The organism is Pseudomonas sp. CH61 (assembly GCF_059429415.1).
Genome location: NZ_CM182098.1, coordinates 3157404 through 3175537 on the forward strand (window position 1 = coordinate 3157404; position 18134 = coordinate 3175537).

Sequence of the window (18134 nt, forward strand, 5' to 3'; positions counted from 1 at the left end):
GTGTTACACCGCTGTTTTAACGGCAGAGGGTTGCGCACGCATCACGCACAACCCGTAATAAATAATCCCGCCCAGCGCCGAGCCGGTGAACCAGCCATAGCTGTAAAACCAGCTGAACGCATCGCTGCCCAGCGACAACAAGGTCAGCACCACCGGCACCCCGAACGCGAGAAACCCGGCCCAGTTCCACGCCGGATAGACGTCGTCGCGGTACAACCCGGCCAGGTCCAGTTGCTGTTTCTTGATCAGGAAATAGTCCACGACCATGATCCCGGCGATCGGCCCGAGCAGGCTCGAATAACCGAGCAGCCAATTGGAATACACGGTTTCCAGGCTGACATCGGAGACGATCAAACCGAGTTTTTTCAGCAGTTCATGGCCCATCAACAACAGCCCGACCAACCCGGTCAGCAACACCGCTTTGGTGCGGTTGATCACTTTGGGCGCGATGTTCTGGAAGTCATTGGTCGGCGAAACAATGTTGGCGGCGGTGTTGGTCGACAGCGTGGCGATGATGATCAACGCCATGGCCACCGCGACCCACACCGGACTCTGGATATGGCCGATCAGGCTGACCGGATCGGAGACGGTCACACCGACCAGTTTCACCGAAGCGGCGGTCATGATCACGCCGAGCGAAGCGAACAGAAACATCGTCAGCGGCAGGCCGAAAATCTGCCCGAGGATCTGATCTTTCTGGCTCTTGGCGTAACGGCTGAAGTCAGGAATGTTCAGCGACAACGTCGCCCAGAAACCGACCATTGCGGTCAGCCCGGCGGCGAAGTAACTGACCACACTGGCGCCCTCCGGACGTTTCGCTGGAATCGCCAACAGTTCGGTCATCGACACATTGGGCATCGCCCACACCAGCAGCCCGATGCCGACCGCCACCAACAGCGGCGCCGACAAGGTTTCCAGCCACTTGATCGACTCGGCGCCACGAATCACCACCCACAGGTTCAGCGCCCAGAAAATCATGAAACCGATCACCTCCCCCGTGCCGCCAAGGGATTTCCAGCCCTCGAACACCGAGCCGAGAAACAGGTGAATCGCCAGCCCGCCAAACATCGTTTGAATGCCGAACCAGCCACACGCCACCAACGCGCGAATCAGGCACGGCACGTTGGAGCCGAGAATGCCGAACGACGAGCGCAGCAGCACCGGAAACGGAATGCCGTACTTGGTGCCGGGAAACGCATTGAGCGTCAGCGGGACCAACACGATGATGTTGGCGAACAGAATTGCCAGCAGCGCTTCACCAACAGTCAGGCCGAAGTACGCGGTGAGCACGCCGCCGAGGGTGTAGGTCGGCACGCAGATCGACATGCCGACCCACAGCGCGGTGATGTGCCATTTGTTCCAGGTTCGTTCGCGCACCTTGGTCGGTGCCATATCGTGGTTGTAACGGGGACTGTCGAGGACATCGCTACCGGCTTCAAGCTCGAACAAGCCGTCGCGCTCGGTCACTTGCGATCTGATCTGTTGCATGGCCGCTCCACTGTTCTTCTGATTATTTTTTTGCTCATCAGGCGGCTGCACCCGAGGGTACGAACCGGACGATGGCCGGAGGAACTGACAACTTTCGTGCACCGGCCATGGTGTCAGCGGCGGCATCAATAAACGTGCCGGGTGCCCCGCTTACGCATCGGGCCGAGGGTTAAACGCTTTGCAACTTTCTGATATTCATCAGTTTTAATTATTCACCGGATGAGTTCGCGGAAACTTGTCTGGGTGCTCAGGCTAAACACTTGGCAAGTTGTCCGAACAGACAGGACTCAATCTGGTGCACTGCATTTATTTTCATCGTGAGCGAGCAACCGCAGCTCAACTTCAAGCGGCTGATTTCACATAGGAAATCTTGCTCATATTTCCATCCTGTCAAGTGCGTCAAAATGGTGAACAGCCTCACCATTTTGGTGATTTACGATTTTTATCGTTATTTTTCAATTACTTAAAACAGCCATAAGCTTATAAAAAATAATCTTGATCTATTGCAAATCTGCGACTAGCTTCTATTCCTGACAGCGCTGACAGGAATACACCCTGCAACGCTGTACATCAATAAAACATCTAGAACCGGCACAAGTCGGTCAATGCCTGCGAGGAACTCGGAATGTCTCTGTTGATCCGTGGCGCCACCGTTGTTACCCATGATGAAAGTTATCGCGCCGACGTCTATTGCGCCGACGGCGTGATCAAAGCCATCGGTGAAAACCTTGATGTTCCCGCCGGCGCCGAAGTCCTCGACGGCAGCGGCCAATACCTGATGCCCGGCGGCATCGATCCGCACACCCACATGCAACTGCCGTTCATGGGCACCGTGGCCAGTGAGGATTTCTACAGCGGCACGGCGGCCGGTCTGGCCGGTGGCACCACGTCTATCATCGATTTCGTGATTCCCAATCCGCAGCAATCTCTGATGGAAGCTTTTCATCAGTGGCGCGGCTGGGCGGAAAAATCGGCGTCGGATTATGGCTTCCATGTCGCAATCACCTGGTGGAGCGAGCAGGTGCGCGAGGAAATGGCCGAGCTGGTCAGCCATCACGGCATCAACAGCTTCAAGCATTTCATGGCCTACAAGAACGCGATCATGGCCGCCGACGACACGCTGGTGGCGAGTTTCGAACGCTGCCTGGAACTCGGCGCGGTGCCGACCGTGCACGCGGAAAACGGCGAGCTGGTTTATCACCTGCAACGCAAGTTGATGGCCCAAGGCATCACCGGGCCGGAGGCGCATCCGCTGTCGCGTCCGTCGCAGGTTGAAGGTGAGGCCGCGAGCCGGGCGATTCGCATTGCCGAAACCATTGGCACGCCGCTGTACCTGGTGCACGTCTCGACCAAGGAAGCCCTCGACGAAATCACCTATGCGCGCAGCAAAGGCCAACCGGTGTACGGCGAAGTGCTGGCCGGGCATTTGCTGCTCGACGACAGCGTCTATCAGCACCCGGACTGGCAGACCGCTGCCGGTTATGTGATGAGCCCGCCGTTCCGTCCGCGCGGTCATCAGGAGGCGCTGTGGCACGGACTGCAAAACGGTAATCTGCACACCACCGCGACCGACCATTGCTGCTTCTGCGCCGAGCAAAAAGCCGCCGGGCGCGATGACTTCAGCAAGATTCCCAACGGTACCGCGGGTATCGAAGATCGCATGGCAGTGCTTTGGGATGAGGGGGTTAACTCCGGGCGTTTGTCGATGCAGGATTTCGTCGCGCTCACCTCCACCAATACCGCGAAGATCTTCAATCTCTATCCGCGCAAAGGCGCGATCCGCGTCGGCGCCGATGCCGATCTGGTGCTGTGGGATCCGCAAGGCACCCGCACCATTTCCGCCAAGACCCACCATCAGCAGGTGGACTTCAACATCTTCGAAGGCAAGACCGTGCGCGGCGTGCCGAGCCATACCGTCAGCCAGGGCCGGGTGGTCTGGGCTGATGGTGATTTGCGCGCCGAGCGTGGCGCCGGGCGGTATATCGAACGGCCGGCGTATCCGGCGGTGTTTGATTTGCTGAGCAAGCGGGCTGAGCGGCACAAGCCGACTGCTGTGAAACGCTGAAATCCAGGCCTTCGGCCTTCGCGAGCAGGCTCGCTCCCACATTTAAAATGCATTCCCCTGTGGGAGCGAGCCTGCTCGCGAAGAGGCCAGTCCAGGCAACACAAAAACCAATGCCCATCAGAGGCAGCACCTCAAATAACCGTGAGGCCATAAACCGTGATCGAGACCCTGAACCACCTCCCCCACCCGCACGAAAGCGCGGCCGCCCTCGCCGGGCATTTCACCGATCTGGCGCCGCCGCTCAACGATCGGCAGGCACATCTGGAAGCCTCGCGCTGCCTGTATTGCTACGACGCACCGTGCGTGAATGCGTGCCCGAGCGAGATCGATATCCCGTCGTTCATCCGCAACATCCATCAGGACAACGTCCCCGGTGCGGCGCAGAAAATCCTTTCGGCGAACATCCTCGGCGGCAGTTGCGCGCGGGTCTGTCCAACCGAAATCCTTTGCCAGCAAGCCTGCGTGCGCAACAACGCTCAGGAATGCGCGCCGGTGCTGATCGGCCTGCTGCAACGCTACGCCGTCGACAACGCACACTTCAGCGAACACCCGTTCCAGCGCGCCGCCGCCACCGGCAAACGCATCGCCGTGGTCGGTGCCGGACCGGCCGGTTTGTCCTGTGCGCACCGCAGCGCCATGCACGGTCACGACGTGGTGATTTTCGAAGCACGGGAGAAGGCTGGCGGCCTCAATGAATACGGGATCGCCAAGTACAAACTGGTCGACGACTACGCGCAAAAGGAACTGGATTTTCTCCTGCAGATCGGTGGCATTGAAATCCGTCATGGGCAAAAACTCGGCGAGAATCTGACGCTCAGCGAATTGCATCAACAGTTCGACGCGGTGTTTCTGGGCCTTGGCCTGAATGCCAGCAAGCAACTCGGTTTACCTCACGAAGATGCACCCGGTCTGCTCGCCGCCACCGATTACATCCGCGAACTGCGCCAGGCCGATGACCTCACGCAACTGCCGCTGGCCGAGCGCTGCATCGTCCTCGGCGCCGGCAACACCGCGATCGACATGGCCGTGCAAATGGCTCGCCTCGGCGCCCGTGATGTGAATCTGGTGTATCGCCGTGGCGCGGCGGATATGGGCGCCACCGGTCATGAACAGGACATCGCCAAAGCCAATCAGGTACGCCTGCTGACCTGGGCACAACCGGAAGAGGTGCTGCTCGACGCTCACGGCCAGGTGCGCGGCATGCGTTTCGCCCGCACCGATCTGGTCGACGGTCGCCTGCAAACCACCGGCGAAACCTTCGAACTGGCCGCCGACGCAATCTTCAAAGCCATCGGCCAAGCCTTTGATGGCAGCGCCCTCGCCGACCCGCTGGCCCGTGAACTAAAGCGTCAGGGCGAACGCATCTACGTCGATGAAAACCTGCGAACCAGCATCCCCGGCGTGTATGCCGGCGGCGACTGCACCAGCCTCGATCAGGACCTCACCGTGCAAGCCGTGCAGCACGGCAAACGCGCCGCCGAGGCGATCAATGTTCAACTGATGCTTAACGTGGAGGCTGCGTAAATGGCCGATCTGTCGATTGTCTTCGCTGGCATCAAAGCGCCGAATCCGTTCTGGCTGGCCTCTGCGCCGCCGACTGACAAGGCCTACAACGTTGTCCGCGCTTTCGAGGCCGGCTGGGGCGGCGTGGTGTGGAAAACCCTCGGAGAGGACCCGGCGGCGGTCAACGTGTCGTCGCGTTACTCGGCGCATTACGGCAACAACCGTGAAGTGCTGGGCATCAACAATATCGAGCTGATCACCGACCGTTCGCTGGAAATCAACCTGCGCGAAATCACTCAGGTGAAAAAGGATTGGCCGGACCGCGCGCTGATCGTTTCGCTGATGGTGCCGTGCGTCGAGGAGTCGTGGAAACACATCCTGCCGCTGGTGGAAGCCACCGGTGCTGACGGCATCGAGCTGAACTTCGGCTGCCCGCACGGCATGCCTGAACGCGGTATGGGTGCGGCGGTCGGTCAGGTGCCGGAGTACGTCGAACAAGTCACGCGCTGGTGCAAGACCTATTGCTCGCTGCCGGTGATCGTCAAGCTGACGCCGAACATCACCGACATCCGCGTCGCCGCCCGCGCGGCCCATCGCGGTGGCGCCGATGCGGTGTCGCTGATCAATACGATCAACTCGATCACCAGCGTCGATCTGGAGCACATGGTCGCCCTGCCCACCGTCGGCAGCAAAAGCACCCATGGCGGTTATTGCGGCTCGGCGGTGAAGCCGATTGCGCTGAACATGGTCGCCGAAATTGCCCGCGATCCAGAGACGCAGGGCCTGCCGATCTGCGGGATTGGCGGCATCGGCAGTTGGCGCGATGCGGCGGAATTCATGGCGTTGGGCAGCGGCGCAGTGCAAGTGTGCACGGCGGCGATGCTGCATGGCTTCCGTATTGTCGAGGAGATGAAGGACGGTTTGTCGCGGTGGATGGACAGTCAGGGTTACGCCAGCATCGCCGAGTTTTCCGGGCGTGCGGTGGGCAATACCACGGACTGGAAGTACCTCGATATCAACTATCAGGTGATCGCGAAGATTGATCAGGACGCGTGCATTGGTTGCGGGCGTTGCCACATTGCTTGTGAGGACACGTCACACCAGGCGATCGGCAGTCTGAAGCAGGCGGACGGCACGCATAAATATGAAGTGATTGATGAGGAGTGTGTGGGTTGTAACTTGTGTCAGATCACTTGTCCGGTGGCGGACTGTATCGAGATGGTGCCGATGGAGACTGGCAAGCCGTTTCTGGATTGGAATCATGATCCGCGGAATCCGTATCACGTTGCGGTCTAGATCGCCGACTGATCCAACAGCCCCCTCACCCTAACCCTCTCCCAAAGGGAGAGGGGACTGATTGGGGGATGCTGCAAAACTCCGCCGACCTGAAAGCGCTGTTGTGAATCCATAATCGACTAGGGGTTCACAGGTAAGAACTGCTTTGAATCCTTAATCGAAACAGGCACAGGCTCGGACGGCTTTTTGAACCATAATCGACTGGATTTTTCAGGTCGATGTACCTCACAAGACACCTCGGTCGGCCCCCTCTCCCTCCGGGAGAGGGATGGGCGGGCGGCGTTCCGATGAGGGTCAGCTTTTGCTTTCAGGGCTCCAGCCCGATCCCACGCAAGATCACACTCGTCACCGTCTGCACCGCCCGCTCAAACTGCATATCCGTCAACGGCTGATGTTCATTCAGAATATTCACCTGATGATCAAAGTCAGCATAGTGCTGCGTCGACGCCCAGATCATGTACAGCAGACTCGACGGTTCCACCGGCAGAATCCGCTTGTCCTCGACCCACTGGCGAATCTTCGCTTCCTTCATCTTCGCCCAGTCATACAGGCTGACATCCAGCGCCTCGCCCAAGGTTGGCGCGCCGTGGATGATTTCATTGGCCCAGACTTTCGAACCATACGGCCGACTGCGCGAGTGATTCATCTTGGCGCGGATGTAGCTGCTGAGCACCACGCGCGGATCGTCGAACATCTCGAAGCACAGCGCGTCCTGTTTCCACACTTCCAGCAGGTCGAACAGCACCGCGCTGTACAGCTCGCTCTTGGTTGAGAAGTAGTAATGCAGATTGGAGCGCGGCAATTGCACTTCAGCGGCGATGTCGGCCATGGCGGTGCCGCCGAAGCCTTTTTCGGCGAAGACTTTTTCCGCCGCCAGGAGAATTTTCTCGACGTTATTGCGACGAATCTCGATCTTGTGATTGCCCATGAGGGCTCCCTGACAACAGCGTTGCCCAAGACTAGCATCCGCTCTGCTCCGGGGGCGACCGCTGCAAACAAAACTTCGTACTGGCGTCAGCGGATGGCTAAACTGACGCTTCTTCGATCCTGCCTCAGAGGTATCCGCGATGCTGTTCAAGAACGTCCTGACCACCACTGCCCTGCTCGCTTCGCTGTTCGCCGCATCTTCCGTATTCGCCCACGCCCACCTGAAAAGCCAGACCCCGGCCGCCGACAGCACCGTCGCCGCCCCGGCCGATTTGCGCCTGACCTTTTCCGAAGGCGTCGAAGCCAGTTTCACCAAAGTCACCGTGACCAAGGATGGCGCAGCGGTCGTCGTCAAAGCGCTGACCACTGAAAACGACAAGAAAACCCTGATCGTCACCCCGGCTGCTCCGCTGACCGCTGGCGAGTACAAAGTCGAATGGCACGCGGTGTCGGTCGACACACACAAAAGCGAAGGCGCTTATCAGTTCAAGGTGGGCCAGTAATTCATGAGTGAAGCGCTGGTGCTGTGCCGCTTTGTGCATTTCATCGTGGTGTTGATGCTGTTCGGGGCCTGGCTGTTCAGGCCGTTGCTGCTCAAGGATGAAGCGCCGCAAGTGGATCGGCACCTGGCGCGACTGGCGCGTTGGCTGACCGCTGTGGCGCTGGTCAGCGGGATTGTCTGGGCACTTTTGATCACCGCGAGCATGGCCGGCTCGGCAGCGGCGGCGTTTGATGCGGACACGGTTGCGCTGGTGCTGGGCCATACGTTTTTTGGTCAGGTGTGGCGTTGGCATCTGCTGATCAATGCTGTGCTGTTGGCGTTGCTGTTCACACCTTGGCGTTCAAGAATGCCGTTGCGACTGGGCTTGAGCGCGTTGCTGCTGGCGACTCTGGCACCGGTCGGGCATGGTGCGATGCTCGACGGGCTGAGTGGGCAATTGCTGATTCTCAACCAGATCGTGCATCTGACCTGCGTGGCGGCGTGGCTGGGCGGGTTGTGGTTGCTGGTGATGATTCTGCGTCAGCCGACGGAGCCGATGCGTGAAGTTTTGCGGCGCTTCAGCGGGATTGGTTATGCGCTGGTCGCCGGGCTGCTGATCACCGGTTTGATCAATGTGCGCGTGCTGACCGGCCAGTGGTGGCCGACGCCGTTGTTCAGCGGGTTTGCGTTGATTCTGCTAGTCAAGACGATGATCGTGCTGGGGATGCTTGGGCTGGCGCTGTTCAACCGCCTGCGGGTTGAGGATTGCGAACAGCGGATGGGCGCGCTCAAGCGCAGTGTGATGCTGGAGTGGTTACTCGGCATTGGCGCGGTGGCGGCTGTCTCGCTACTCGGCACCCTGCCGCCAATGATCGCTGGATAAACACAGTTCAAATGTGGGAGCGAGCCTGCTCGCGAAAGCGGTGTGTCAGATAAAGAAATGTTACTGATACGACGCTTTCGCGAGCAGGCTCGCTCCCACAGGGTTATGCATTGATCAGTGGGGTTGGGTGTCGCCCGCTGCGGTGTCGATGCTGACGACAACTGACATCCCCGGCCGTAACCGTTCCTCTTCCTGCTGATCCGCATCAATGGTGATTCGCACCGGCACCCGCTGAGCAATTTTCACAAAGTTGCCGGTGGCGTTATCCGCCTGCAACAGGGCAAATTCAGACCCCGTCCCCGGCGAAATATGCTGCACATGCCCGGTGAATTTGCGGTGGTTCAGCGCATCGACGGTGAAGCGCACCGGCTGCCCGACGCGGACGTTGTCCATCTGGGTTTCCTTCATGTTGGCGATTACCCATTTCTGGTTCGGCACCAGCGCCATCAACTGCGCCCCGGAATTGACGTAGGCGCCGAGGCGCACACCGATTTGCCCGAGCTGCCCATCACGCGGCGCAACAATACGTGTGTTCGACAGATCGATCCGCGCCAGTTGCACCGCTGCTTCGGCGCTGGCCACTGCGGCTTCCAGCGAGCCGCGATTGACGATCACCGTTTGCAGATCCTGACGGGCGATTTCCAGATTGGCCTTGGCCTGCGCCACCCCCGCAACACTTTGCGCATTCGCCGCCAGTGCTACATCCATCTCACGCTTGGACACCGAACCGTCGCGCACCAATTCCTGATTACGGCGCAGATCCGCCTCGCTCTTGCGCAACTGCGCTTCGCTGTCGGCCTGCACCGCCTGACGCAATTTGATCGTCGCCTCGGCGCTGTTGCGTTGCTGCACCACATTAGCCAATGCAGCCTTCTGCACCGCCAGTTGTGCCAGTGACTGATCGAGGCGTTGCTGATAGATGCGGTCGTCGAGGCGCACCAGCAAATCCCCGGCCTTCACGTACTGGAAATCCTGTACCGGCACTTCATAGACATAACCGGCAAGCTGCGGGCCGATGATCGTCACTTGCCCACGAATCAGGGCGTTTTCGGTGGTTTCGACCGCACTGCTGAACGGTGGCAATTGCCAGGCATACAGCACGATCAACACACCGACGATGGCAATCGCCGCAAAGCCCAGTGAGGAAATAATCCGCACCCGCAGCGAGCGTGGCTCGGTATTCGGCGAGGACGGCGGCGCGACACCTTCGGGCGTGGCGGCAATGGCATTGGTGGTCGTGGTGGTCGGTTCGGTCATGAAGAAGTGGCACCGCTGGAAGGTGTGGATGGCGCTGAGGCGACGGCTTTGGTGGTGCTCATCAGCCACAGCGCACGAATGGACAGCCAGATCATGGTCAGCACCGCAATCACGGCGATCAGCATGAACACATCGTTATAGGCCAGCACGTTGGCCTCCCGCGTGGCGGCGTTGGCCAGGCTGCGAATCCCCGCAAGGTTGCGCAGACTCGGGTCGGCCAACAGCGAACCGTATGCCGAGCCGCCGCTCTGCACGCGTGCCGCCACCAAGGGATCAGACAGCGTCAGGTGCTCAACGATTTGACTGGAATGAAATTTTTCCCGGACGATCTGAAAAGTACCCAGAAGCGCCGCACCGAGCAGGCCGCCGAGGTTATTGCAGATCCCGAACAGCACCGAAAAGCTCACCAGATTGCGCGGATTGGTCAGCACGTTACGGGTGCCGAAAACCATGGTCGGGCCGAGGAAAAACGTGCTGCCGAACGCCAGCAGAAACTGACTGAAGTAGAGGTTTTCCGGACGGGTCAGGTTGTTGGAAAAGCTGTCCATCACCGACCCGGTGGCCATCAGACCCAGCGAGATGATCAACGGCATCAGCAGGTGTTTGGGGTCGATGGTCAGTGCGCTGGTCAGCAACCCCGCGACACTGCCGATCAGCATCACCACGTACAGGCTGTGCAACTGCTCATAGCCCATGTTCAGGTTCTGCATGAAACCGACCGCACCGGTGGACTGCTCCGAGGTGACCATGCGAATCAGGGTCACCGCCAGCGCCAGGCGGATCATCGTCCCGCTGCCCAGCCAGCGGGTCATCAGCAGCGGGTTGCTGCGGTTATGTTCGATAGCCAGGCCGGCGATGATCAAGGCAATCGAAGCAGCCAACGCATAGCCGATCCAGTCGGCCTCCAGCCACCAATCGATCCGCCCCAGCGACAACACCGCACACAGCAACGCCACACCAGTGGCGAGAATGGCAAAGGTGAGGAAGTCGAGTTTTTCGAAGGTTTTGAAGCGATCGCCGGGCGGTAACTTGAGCAGCAACACGCAGCCGAGCGACAGCAACGCCATGCCCAATTCGAACAGGTACAAGCCGCGCCATTCGGCGATCTGCAGCAAATCTTCGGAAAATAATCGCGCCAATGGCAGCGCCAGTTGGGAAGTGCCGAGGCCGAGCACCAGCGCCTTCAGCCGCCACTTCGCCGGGAACGCCTGAACCATGTAATACAGGCCCAGCGAACTCAGTGCCGCGCCGACCATGCCGTGCGCCGCCCGCACCGCCACCGCCGAATTGAGATCATTGACGAACAGATGGCCGAAGGTCACCAGCGCGTACAGCACCAGAAACACTTCGGTGAACGCGCGCAAACCGAACTGCTGGCGAAACTTCACCAGCAGCAGGTTCATCGACACGTTGGTCATCACATACGCCGCCGGTAACCAGGCCATTTCCGCCGTGGTCGCGCCGAGTGCGCCTTGCAGATAAGGCAGGTTGGCCACCACCAGCGAGTTGCCCAAGCCACCGGTCACCGCCACCAGCACGCCGACCAGCGCATAGGCCAGGCGCTTGGGGTTTGAGTGCAACGGCGTCGAGGGGGAACCGGGCAGACTGGGCTTTTCGTGGGGCTGCCAGTTGCGCGGGGCGTATTGATCCATGGAAAAGCCTTGTGCAGAAGGTGGGTGAAGTTTGCCGCAAATTCACCGGCAACACACATCCCATGGACAACACATATCCCTTGTAGGAGTGAGCCTGCTCGCGATCGCGTTGTATCAATGATGGAAATGTCGACTGATACACCGCTATCGCGAGCAGGCTCACTCCTACAAGGGTTCTGTGTGATGACCGAAGTCATCGCATAACTTGCTGTTGACATTCCCGTAAAACCTAGGAAATATCCGCACCCATGTTGTACGACGACGTATAACAAATAATAAAAACAACAAACGAAACAGGGAGCGTCACAGTGAGCACACTCGTCTGCAGTTCCGTCCGCCCTTCCCGTCTTTCCGTCACCCGCCCGCGTACCGCTTTAAGTCTGATCGGCTGCAGCAGCCTCGCCCTCGCCATGCCGATGAGCGCCGAAGCCGAAGGTTTTCTCGACGACAGCAAAGCCACGCTGAACCTGCGCAACGCCTACTTCAACCGCAACTTCGTCAACCCGGCCAACCCGCAGGGCAAGGCTGAGGAGTGGACGCAGAACTTCATCCTCGACGCCAAATCCGGCTTCACTCAGGGCACCGTCGGTTTCGGCCTTGATCTGCTGGGGATGTATTCGCAAAAACTCGATGGTGGCAAAGGCACCGGCGGCACGCAACTGTTGCCGATCCACGATGACGGGCGTCCGGCCGACAACTTCGGACGGCTCGGTGTGGCCCTGAAGGCCAAAGTCTCGAAGACCGAATTGAAGGTCGGCGAATGGATGCCGGTGCTGCCGATCCTGCGTTCCGACGATGGCCGCTCGCTGCCGCAGACCTTTCGCGGCGGCCAGATCACCTCTACCGAGATCAATGGCCTGAGCGTCTACGGCGGCCAGTTCCGTGGCAACAGCCCGCGCAACGATGCGAGCATGGAAGACATGTCAATGAACGGCCGTGGCGCGTTCACGTCCGATCGCTTCAACTTCGGCGGCGGCGAATACACCTTCAACGACAAACGCACGCTGGTCGGCGTGTGGTACGCCGAACTCAGCGACATCTACCAGCAGCAGTATTTCAACCTCAGCCACAGCCAGCCGCTGGGCGACTGGACGCTCGGCGCCAACCTCGGCTTTTTCACCGGCAAGGAAGACGGCAGCGCCCAGGCCGGCGACCTCGACAACAAGACTGCGTTCGCCCTGCTTTCGGCCAAATACGGTGGCAACACGTTCTATGTCGGCCTGCAAAAACTCAGCGGCGACGACGCGTGGATGCGGGTCAACGGCACCAGCGGCGGCACGCTGGCCAACGACAGTTACAACGCCAGTTATGACAACGCCAAAGAGCGCTCCTGGCAGTTGCGCCACGACTACAACTTCGTCGCCCTCGGCGTTCCCGGCCTGACCCTGATGAACCGCTATATCAGCGGCGATAACGTGCACACCGCCACCACCAATGACGGCAAGGAATGGGGCCGCGAGTCGGAACTGGCCTACACCGTGCAGAGCGGTCCGCTGAAAAATCTCAACGTGAAATGGCGCAACGCGACGATACGCCGGGACTTCAGCACCAACGAATTTGATGAAAACCGGATCTTTATCAGTTATCCGATTTCGTTGTTGTAAAGCCAGTCGCCACACCGGATTTCCCTGTGGGAGCGAGCCTGCTCGCGAAGGCGGCGTGTCAGTCGACATCAATTCTAAATGACATACCGCTTTCGCGAGCAGGCTCGCTCCCACATGGGATTGCGTTGCAAATACGGAACGGTGGTGATCGAAAAGAGAACCAGGCCTTCCGTCATCTACACCAAAAGTCGCGTTGACAAGTTCCGGAAACCCTACCGATACTTCAGCGCAGTCATACGACAACCTACAACAAACCTAATAACAATCGTGTAAGGGATTGCCATGACATCTACCTCCACTCCCCGCGCCCCGTTCAACCGTCTGCTGCTGACCGGCGCCGCCGGTGGCCTGGGCAAAGTCCTGCGCGAACGGATGCGCCCTTATGCCAATGTCCTGCGCCTGTCGGACATCGCTGCCCTCGCCCCGGCCGTCGATGATCGTGAAGAAATCGTGGTCTGCGATCTCGCCGACAAACACGCCGTGCATCAAATGGTCGAAGGCGTCGACGCGATCCTGCATTTCGGCGGCGTCTCCGTGGAGCGGCCGTTCGAAGAAATCCTCGGTGCCAACATCTGTGGCGTGTTTCACATCTACGAAGCCGCGCGTCGGCATGGCGTGAAGCGGGTGATCTTCGCCAGTTCCAACCACGTCATCGGCTTCTACAAACAGGACGAACCGCTCGACGCCAGCTCCGCGCGGCGCCCCGATGGCTATTACGGATTGTCGAAGTCCTACGGCGAAGACATGGCCAGTTTCTACTTCGATCGCTACGGCATCGAGACCGTCAGCATCCGCATCGGCTCCTCGTTCCCCGAGCCGCAAAACCGCCGAATGATGCACACCTGGCTGAGCTTCGACGACCTCACGCAATTGCTCGAACGCGCGCTGTACACGCCGAATGTCGGCCACACGGTGGTGTATGGCATGTCCGCCAACAAGGACGTCTGGTGGGACAACAAATTCGCCAACCACCTCGGCTTCGAGGCGAAGGACAGCTCCGAAGTGTTCCGCGAAAAAGTCGAGGCGCAGCCGATGCCGGCCGCCGATGACCCGGCGCGGATCTATCAGGGCGGCGCATTCGTCGCGGCCGGACCGTTCGGCGACTGATCACTCTGACAACGACACAAAGGATTGAGTATGCAAGCCGAATTGATCGTCGATGCCCGCAACGCCGTGGGCGAAAGCCCGGTCTGGGTGGCAGAGGAAAACGCGCTGTACTGGGTAGACATTGCCAACGGCGGCCTGCAACGCTGGAGCGCTGACACCGGCCATGTGCACGCCTGGAAAACCCCGGAAATGCTCGCCTGCATCGCCCGCCACAGCCGTGGCGGTTGGGTCTCCGGGATGGAGAGCGGCTTCTTTCATCTGCACCCGCACAACGACGGCAGCCTCGACAGCGAACGACTTGCCAGCGTCGAGCACGGCCGCAAAGACATGCGTCTCAACGATGGTCGCTGCGACCGTCAGGGCCGCTTCTGGGCCGGCAGCATGGTGTTGAACATGGGCCTGAATGCGCCCGAAGGCCGGCTCTACCGCTACGGCGCCGGGCAGTCTGGCGTGATTGAAGCGCAACTCGACGGCTTCATTGTGCCCAACGGTCTCGGCTTCAGCCCCGACGGCAAGACGATGTATCTGTCCGATTCGCACCCCGACGTGCAACTGATCTGGGCGTTCGATTACGACACCGATACCGGCACACCATCGAACCGCCGCGTCTTCGTCGACATGAACCACTTCCCCGGCCGCCCCGATGGCGCCGCCGTGGACGCCGAAGGTTTCTACTGGATCTGCGCCAACGACGCCGGCCTGATTCACCGCTTTGCGCCGGACGGCCGACTCGACTTCTCACTGGCCGTGCCGGTGAAAAAACCGACCATGTGTGCCTTCGGCGGCAGCCGGATGGACACCTTGTTCGTGACCTCGATTCGTCCCGGCGACGACCACGATCCGCAATCCCTGGCCGGCGGCGTGTTCGCCCTGAATCCCAACGTCAAAGGCCTGCCGGAACCGCTGTTCGACGATTTGCTGTAACACCCGCCTCTGCTGCACCGCTGCGCCTTGAACACAACAATAACAAGACTGGAGACTCACCCCCATGAACTTCAAACGCACCTTGCTGGCCGCTGCACTCCCGCTGATGTTTACCTTCACTGGCGCCGCTCAGGCACTGCAACTCAAATTCGCGGACATTCACCCCGCCGGTTACCCAACCGTGGTGGCCGAAGAAAACATGGGCAAAACCCTGACCAAGGAGACCAACGGCGAACTGACCTTCCAATACTTCCCCGGTGGTGTGCTGGGCTCCGAAAAGGAAGTCATCGAGCAGATGCAAGTCGGCGCCGTACAGCTGTCTCGCGTCAGCCTGGGTATCGTCGGCCCCGTGGTTCCGGACGTGAACGTGTTCAACATGCCGTTCATCTTCCGCGACCATCAACACATGCGTAACGTCATCGACGGCGCAGTGGGCGACGAGATCCTCGACAAGATCACCAATTCCGAATTCGGCCTGGTGGCCCTGGCCTGGATGGACGGCGGCACGCGCAACGTCTACACCAAGAAACCGGTGCGCAAGCTCGAAGACCTCAAGGGCATGAAAATCCGCGTGCAAGGCAACCCGATGTTCATCGACATGATGAACGCCATGGGCGGCAACGGTATCGCCATGGACACCGGCGAGATCTTCAGCGCCCTGCAGACCGGCGTGATCGACGGCGCGGAAAACAACCCGCCGACCCTGCTCGAACACAACCACTTCCAGAACGCCAAGTTCTACAGCCTCACCGGTCACCTGATCCTGCCAGAGCCGATCGTGATGTCGAAAATCACCTGGGAAAAACTGACCCCGGATCAACAAGCGCTGGTCAAGACAGCCGCCAAGGCTGCCCAGGCCGAAGAGCGCGTGCTGTGGGACAAGAAGTCCGCTGCCAGTGAAGAAAAACTCAAGGCCGCCGGCGTCGAGTTCATCGAGGTGGACAAGAAACCCTTCTACGACGCCACCGCACCGGTGCGGGAAAAGTACGGCGCGAAGTATGCCGACCTGATCAAGAAAATCGAAGCCGTTCAGTAACGCCTCCCGCTCCGTCCTCATGAACAAGGCCCGGTGCGCCCGATGACTGCGGCGCGCCCGGTTACGGTGGAACCCGATGAAGAATCTACTGCTGCGTATCAACGACAAGATCTACATGACGTGCATCTGGGTCGCCGGCCTTTCCGTCCTGGCGATTTCCCTGATGATTCCCTGGGGCGTGTTCGCCCGCTACGTGCTGGGCACCGGTTCGAGCTGGCCCGAGCCCACGGCGATCCTGCTGATGATGGTGTTTACCTTCATCGGCGCCGCCGCCAGTTACCGCGCCGGCGCGCACATGGCCGTGGCCATGCTCACCGACCGGATGCCGCCGCAGCTGAGAACCGCGGCGGCGATTTTTTCCCAGCTGCTCATGGCGGCGATCTGCATCTTCATGACGATCTGGGGCGCCAAGCTGTGCATGTCCACCTGGAACCAGTTCATGGCCGCCCTGCCCGATCTGCGGGTTGGCGTGACCTACTTGCCCATTCCCGTGGGCGGCTTGCTGACGCTGATTTTCGTGCTGGAAAAACTCTTGCTCGGTGACCAGAGCAAACGACGCGTCGTGCAGTTCGACCTGGTTGAAGAAAGTGAAGGTGCCGCTTAATGGACGCTCTGATACTGCTGGGCAGTTTTATCGCTTTGATCCTGATCGGCATGCCGGTCGCCTACGCGTTGGGCGCCGCCGCGCTGATCGGTGCATGGTGGATCGACATTCCGTTCCAGGCGGTGATGATTCAGGTCGCTTCGGGGGTGAACAAATTCTCGCTGCTGGCCATTCCGTTCTTCGTGCTGGCCGGTGCGATCATGGCCGAGGGCGGCATGTCCCGTCGCTTGGTGGCGTGTGCCGGGGTGCTGGTGGGGTTTGTCCGCGGTGGCCTGTCACTGGTCAACATTGTCGCCTCGACCTTTTTCGGCGCGATCTCCGGCTCGTCGGTGGCCGACACCGCGTCGGTGGGTTCGGTGCTGATTCCGGAAATGGAACGCAAGGGCTATCCACGGGACTTCTCCACCGCCGTGACGGTCAGCGGTTCGGTGCAAGCCCTGCTGACCCCACCGAGCCATAACTCGGTGCTTTACTCCCTGGCCGCCGGTGGCACGGTTTCGATTGCCTCGCTGTTCATGGCGGGCATCGTGCCGGGCTTGCTGATGAGCGCCTGCCTGATGGTGCTGTGTCTGATTTTCGCGAGAAAACGCGATTACCCCAAGGGTGAAGTGATCCCGATGCGCCAGGCGTTGAAAATCGTCGGCGAAGCCCTCTGGGGCCTGATGGCGATGGTGATCATCCTCGGCGGCATCCTCTCGGGGATCTTCACCGCGACAGAGTCGGCGGCGATTGCCGTGCTCTGGTCATTCTTCGTGACCATGTTCATCTACCGCGACTACAAGTGGAGCGAACTGCCGAAACTGATGCACCGCACGGTGCGGACGATTTCGATCGTGATGATCCTGATCGGTTTCGCGGCGAGCTTCGGTTACATCATGACCCTGATGCAAATTCCGGCGAAGATCACCACGGCGTTTCTGACCCTGTCGGACAACCGCTACGTGATCCTGATGTGCATCAACGTCATGCTGCTGTTGCTCGGCACGGTGATGGACATGGCGCCGCTGATCCTGATCCTGACGCCGATCCTGATGCCGGTGATTCTCGGCATCGGCGTCGACCCGGTGCAGTTCGGCATGATCATGCTGGTCAACCTGGGGATCGGATTGATAACGCCGCCGGTGGGTGCGGTGCTGTTTGTCGGTTCGGCGGTGGGCAAGGTCAGTATCGAGAGCACCGTGAAGGCGCTGCTGCCGTTCTATGCCGTGCTGTTCCTGGTGTTGATGTTGGTGACTTACGTGCCGGCACTGTCGCTGTGGTTGCCGCATCTGGTGTTGTAAGCCGATAAAAAGATCGCAGCCCTTGAT

Annotated in this window: 15 protein-coding genes; 11 read left to right on the forward strand and 4 right to left on the reverse strand. The window is 59.9% G+C overall.

Going from position 1 to position 18134, the window contains the following annotated elements:
• Window positions 1-3: 3 nt before the first annotated feature.
• The gene (locus AC5SEM_RS14020) at window positions 4-1488 is read right to left on the reverse strand and encodes an NCS1 family nucleobase:cation symporter-1 (RefSeq protein WP_495473356.1); all 1485 of its coding nucleotides are present in this window, start codon (window positions 1486-1488) and stop codon (window positions 4-6) included.
• 625 nt (window positions 1489-2113) lie between these two features.
• Here AC5SEM_RS14020 and hydA point away from each other — a divergent pair.
• The 3 genes from hydA (at window position 2114) to preA (ending at window position 6352) form a co-directional block, all read left to right on the forward strand.
• Entirely contained in the window at window positions 2114-3553 is a 1440-nt protein-coding gene (gene hydA, locus AC5SEM_RS14025; protein WP_460410832.1) for a dihydropyrimidinase, read from the forward strand.
• A 156-nt stretch (window positions 3554-3709) separates the two neighbouring features.
• Window positions 3710-5077, forward strand: coding sequence for an NAD(P)-dependent oxidoreductase (locus tag AC5SEM_RS14030; RefSeq protein ID WP_495473357.1), 1368 nt, complete (start codon window positions 3710-3712; stop codon window positions 5075-5077).
• On the forward strand, window positions 5078-6352 hold the full coding sequence (gene preA, locus AC5SEM_RS14035) for an NAD-dependent dihydropyrimidine dehydrogenase subunit PreA (protein WP_495473358.1): 1275 nt from the start codon (window positions 5078-5080) through the stop codon (window positions 6350-6352). It begins immediately after the preceding gene.
• Window positions 6353-6659: 307 nt separating this feature from the next.
• On the opposite strand, the gene AC5SEM_RS14040 is transcribed toward preA, so the two are convergent.
• Window positions 6660-7280: a TetR/AcrR family transcriptional regulator gene (locus AC5SEM_RS14040; protein WP_495473359.1), complete on the reverse strand. Its 621-nt coding sequence runs from the start codon at window positions 7278-7280 to the stop codon at window positions 6660-6662.
• 139 nt (window positions 7281-7419) lie between these two features.
• On the opposite strand from AC5SEM_RS14040, the gene copC reads away from it, so the two are divergent.
• Window positions 7420-7782 (forward strand): copper homeostasis periplasmic binding protein CopC, encoded by a 363-nt coding sequence (gene copC, locus AC5SEM_RS14045; protein ID WP_495473360.1) that lies wholly within the window; start codon window positions 7420-7422, stop codon window positions 7780-7782.
• A 3-nt stretch (window positions 7783-7785) separates the two neighbouring features.
• Window positions 7786-8643 carry a copper homeostasis membrane protein CopD gene (gene copD, locus AC5SEM_RS14050; protein ID WP_495473361.1) on the forward strand — a complete coding sequence of 286 codons (858 nt, stop codon included), beginning with the start codon at window positions 7786-7788 and terminating at the stop codon, window positions 8641-8643.
• 114 nt (window positions 8644-8757) lie between these two features.
• On the opposite strand, the gene AC5SEM_RS14055 is transcribed toward copD, so the two are convergent.
• Together AC5SEM_RS14055 and AC5SEM_RS14060 are read right to left on the reverse strand one after the other, a co-directional pair.
• Window positions 8758-9900, reverse strand: coding sequence for an HlyD family secretion protein (locus tag AC5SEM_RS14055; protein ID WP_495473362.1), 1143 nt, complete (start codon window positions 9898-9900; stop codon window positions 8758-8760).
• Window positions 9897-11552, reverse strand: coding sequence for an MFS transporter (locus AC5SEM_RS14060; protein WP_495473363.1), 1656 nt, complete (start codon window positions 11550-11552; stop codon window positions 9897-9899). The genes AC5SEM_RS14055 and AC5SEM_RS14060 overlap by 4 nt, the downstream gene beginning before the upstream one ends.
• Window positions 11553-11860: 308 nt before the next feature.
• Between AC5SEM_RS14060 and AC5SEM_RS14065 the strand changes: the two genes are divergently transcribed.
• From AC5SEM_RS14065 to AC5SEM_RS14090, 6 genes are all read left to right on the forward strand, one after another.
• Window positions 11861-13156, forward strand: coding sequence for an OprD family porin (locus AC5SEM_RS14065; protein WP_495473364.1), 1296 nt, complete (start codon window positions 11861-11863; stop codon window positions 13154-13156).
• A gap of 282 nt (window positions 13157-13438) precedes the next feature.
• A complete protein-coding gene (locus AC5SEM_RS14070) occupies window positions 13439-14263 on the forward strand; it encodes an NAD-dependent epimerase/dehydratase family protein (protein WP_495473365.1) in 825 nt (274 codons plus the stop codon).
• Between the two features lie 30 nt (window positions 14264-14293).
• Window positions 14294-15187: an SMP-30/gluconolactonase/LRE family protein gene (locus AC5SEM_RS14075; protein ID WP_495473366.1), complete on the forward strand. Its 894-nt coding sequence runs from the start codon at window positions 14294-14296 to the stop codon at window positions 15185-15187.
• A gap of 64 nt (window positions 15188-15251) precedes the next feature.
• Window positions 15252-16223: a TRAP transporter substrate-binding protein gene (locus tag AC5SEM_RS14080; RefSeq protein ID WP_223027700.1), complete on the forward strand. Its 972-nt coding sequence runs from the start codon at window positions 15252-15254 to the stop codon at window positions 16221-16223.
• Window positions 16224-16299: 76 nt separating this feature from the next.
• Entirely contained in the window at window positions 16300-16827 is a 528-nt protein-coding gene (locus tag AC5SEM_RS14085; protein WP_122608250.1) for a TRAP transporter small permease, read from the forward strand.
• Window positions 16827-18107: a TRAP transporter large permease gene (locus tag AC5SEM_RS14090; RefSeq protein WP_127928758.1), complete on the forward strand. Its 1281-nt coding sequence runs from the start codon at window positions 16827-16829 to the stop codon at window positions 18105-18107. Before AC5SEM_RS14085 ends, AC5SEM_RS14090 begins: the two co-directional genes overlap by 1 nt.
• Window positions 18108-18134 lie beyond the last annotated feature (27 nt).

What these genes read in the sequence shown, in the direction of transcription:
- AC5SEM_RS14020 (WP_495473356.1), bottom strand. Translation starts at nt 1,488, where the DNA reads ATGCAACAGATCAGATCGCAAGTGACCGAGCGCGACGGCTTGTTCGAG.
- hydA (WP_460410832.1), top strand. Translation starts at nt 2,114, where the DNA reads ATGTCTCTGTTGATCCGTGGCGCCACCGTTGTTACCCATGATGAAAGT.
- preA (WP_495473358.1), top strand. Translation starts at nt 5,078, where the DNA reads ATGGCCGATCTGTCGATTGTCTTCGCTGGCATCAAAGCGCCGAATCCG.
- AC5SEM_RS14040 (WP_495473359.1), bottom strand. Translation starts at nt 7,280, where the DNA reads ATGGGCAATCACAAGATCGAGATTCGTCGCAATAACGTCGAGAAAATT.
- copC (WP_495473360.1), top strand. Translation starts at nt 7,420, where the DNA reads ATGCTGTTCAAGAACGTCCTGACCACCACTGCCCTGCTCGCTTCGCTG.
- copD (WP_495473361.1), top strand. Translation starts at nt 7,786, where the DNA reads ATGAGTGAAGCGCTGGTGCTGTGCCGCTTTGTGCATTTCATCGTGGTG.
- AC5SEM_RS14055 (WP_495473362.1), bottom strand. Translation starts at nt 9,900, where the DNA reads ATGACCGAACCGACCACCACGACCACCAATGCCATTGCCGCCACGCCC.
- AC5SEM_RS14060 (WP_495473363.1), bottom strand. Translation starts at nt 11,552, where the DNA reads ATGGATCAATACGCCCCGCGCAACTGGCAGCCCCACGAAAAGCCCAGT.
- AC5SEM_RS14070 (WP_495473365.1), top strand. Translation starts at nt 13,439, where the DNA reads ATGACATCTACCTCCACTCCCCGCGCCCCGTTCAACCGTCTGCTGCTG.
- AC5SEM_RS14075 (WP_495473366.1), top strand. Translation starts at nt 14,294, where the DNA reads ATGCAAGCCGAATTGATCGTCGATGCCCGCAACGCCGTGGGCGAAAGC.
- AC5SEM_RS14080 (WP_223027700.1), top strand. Translation starts at nt 15,252, where the DNA reads ATGAACTTCAAACGCACCTTGCTGGCCGCTGCACTCCCGCTGATGTTT.
- AC5SEM_RS14085 (WP_122608250.1), top strand. Translation starts at nt 16,300, where the DNA reads ATGAAGAATCTACTGCTGCGTATCAACGACAAGATCTACATGACGTGC.
- AC5SEM_RS14090 (WP_127928758.1), top strand. Translation starts at nt 16,827, where the DNA reads ATGGACGCTCTGATACTGCTGGGCAGTTTTATCGCTTTGATCCTGATC.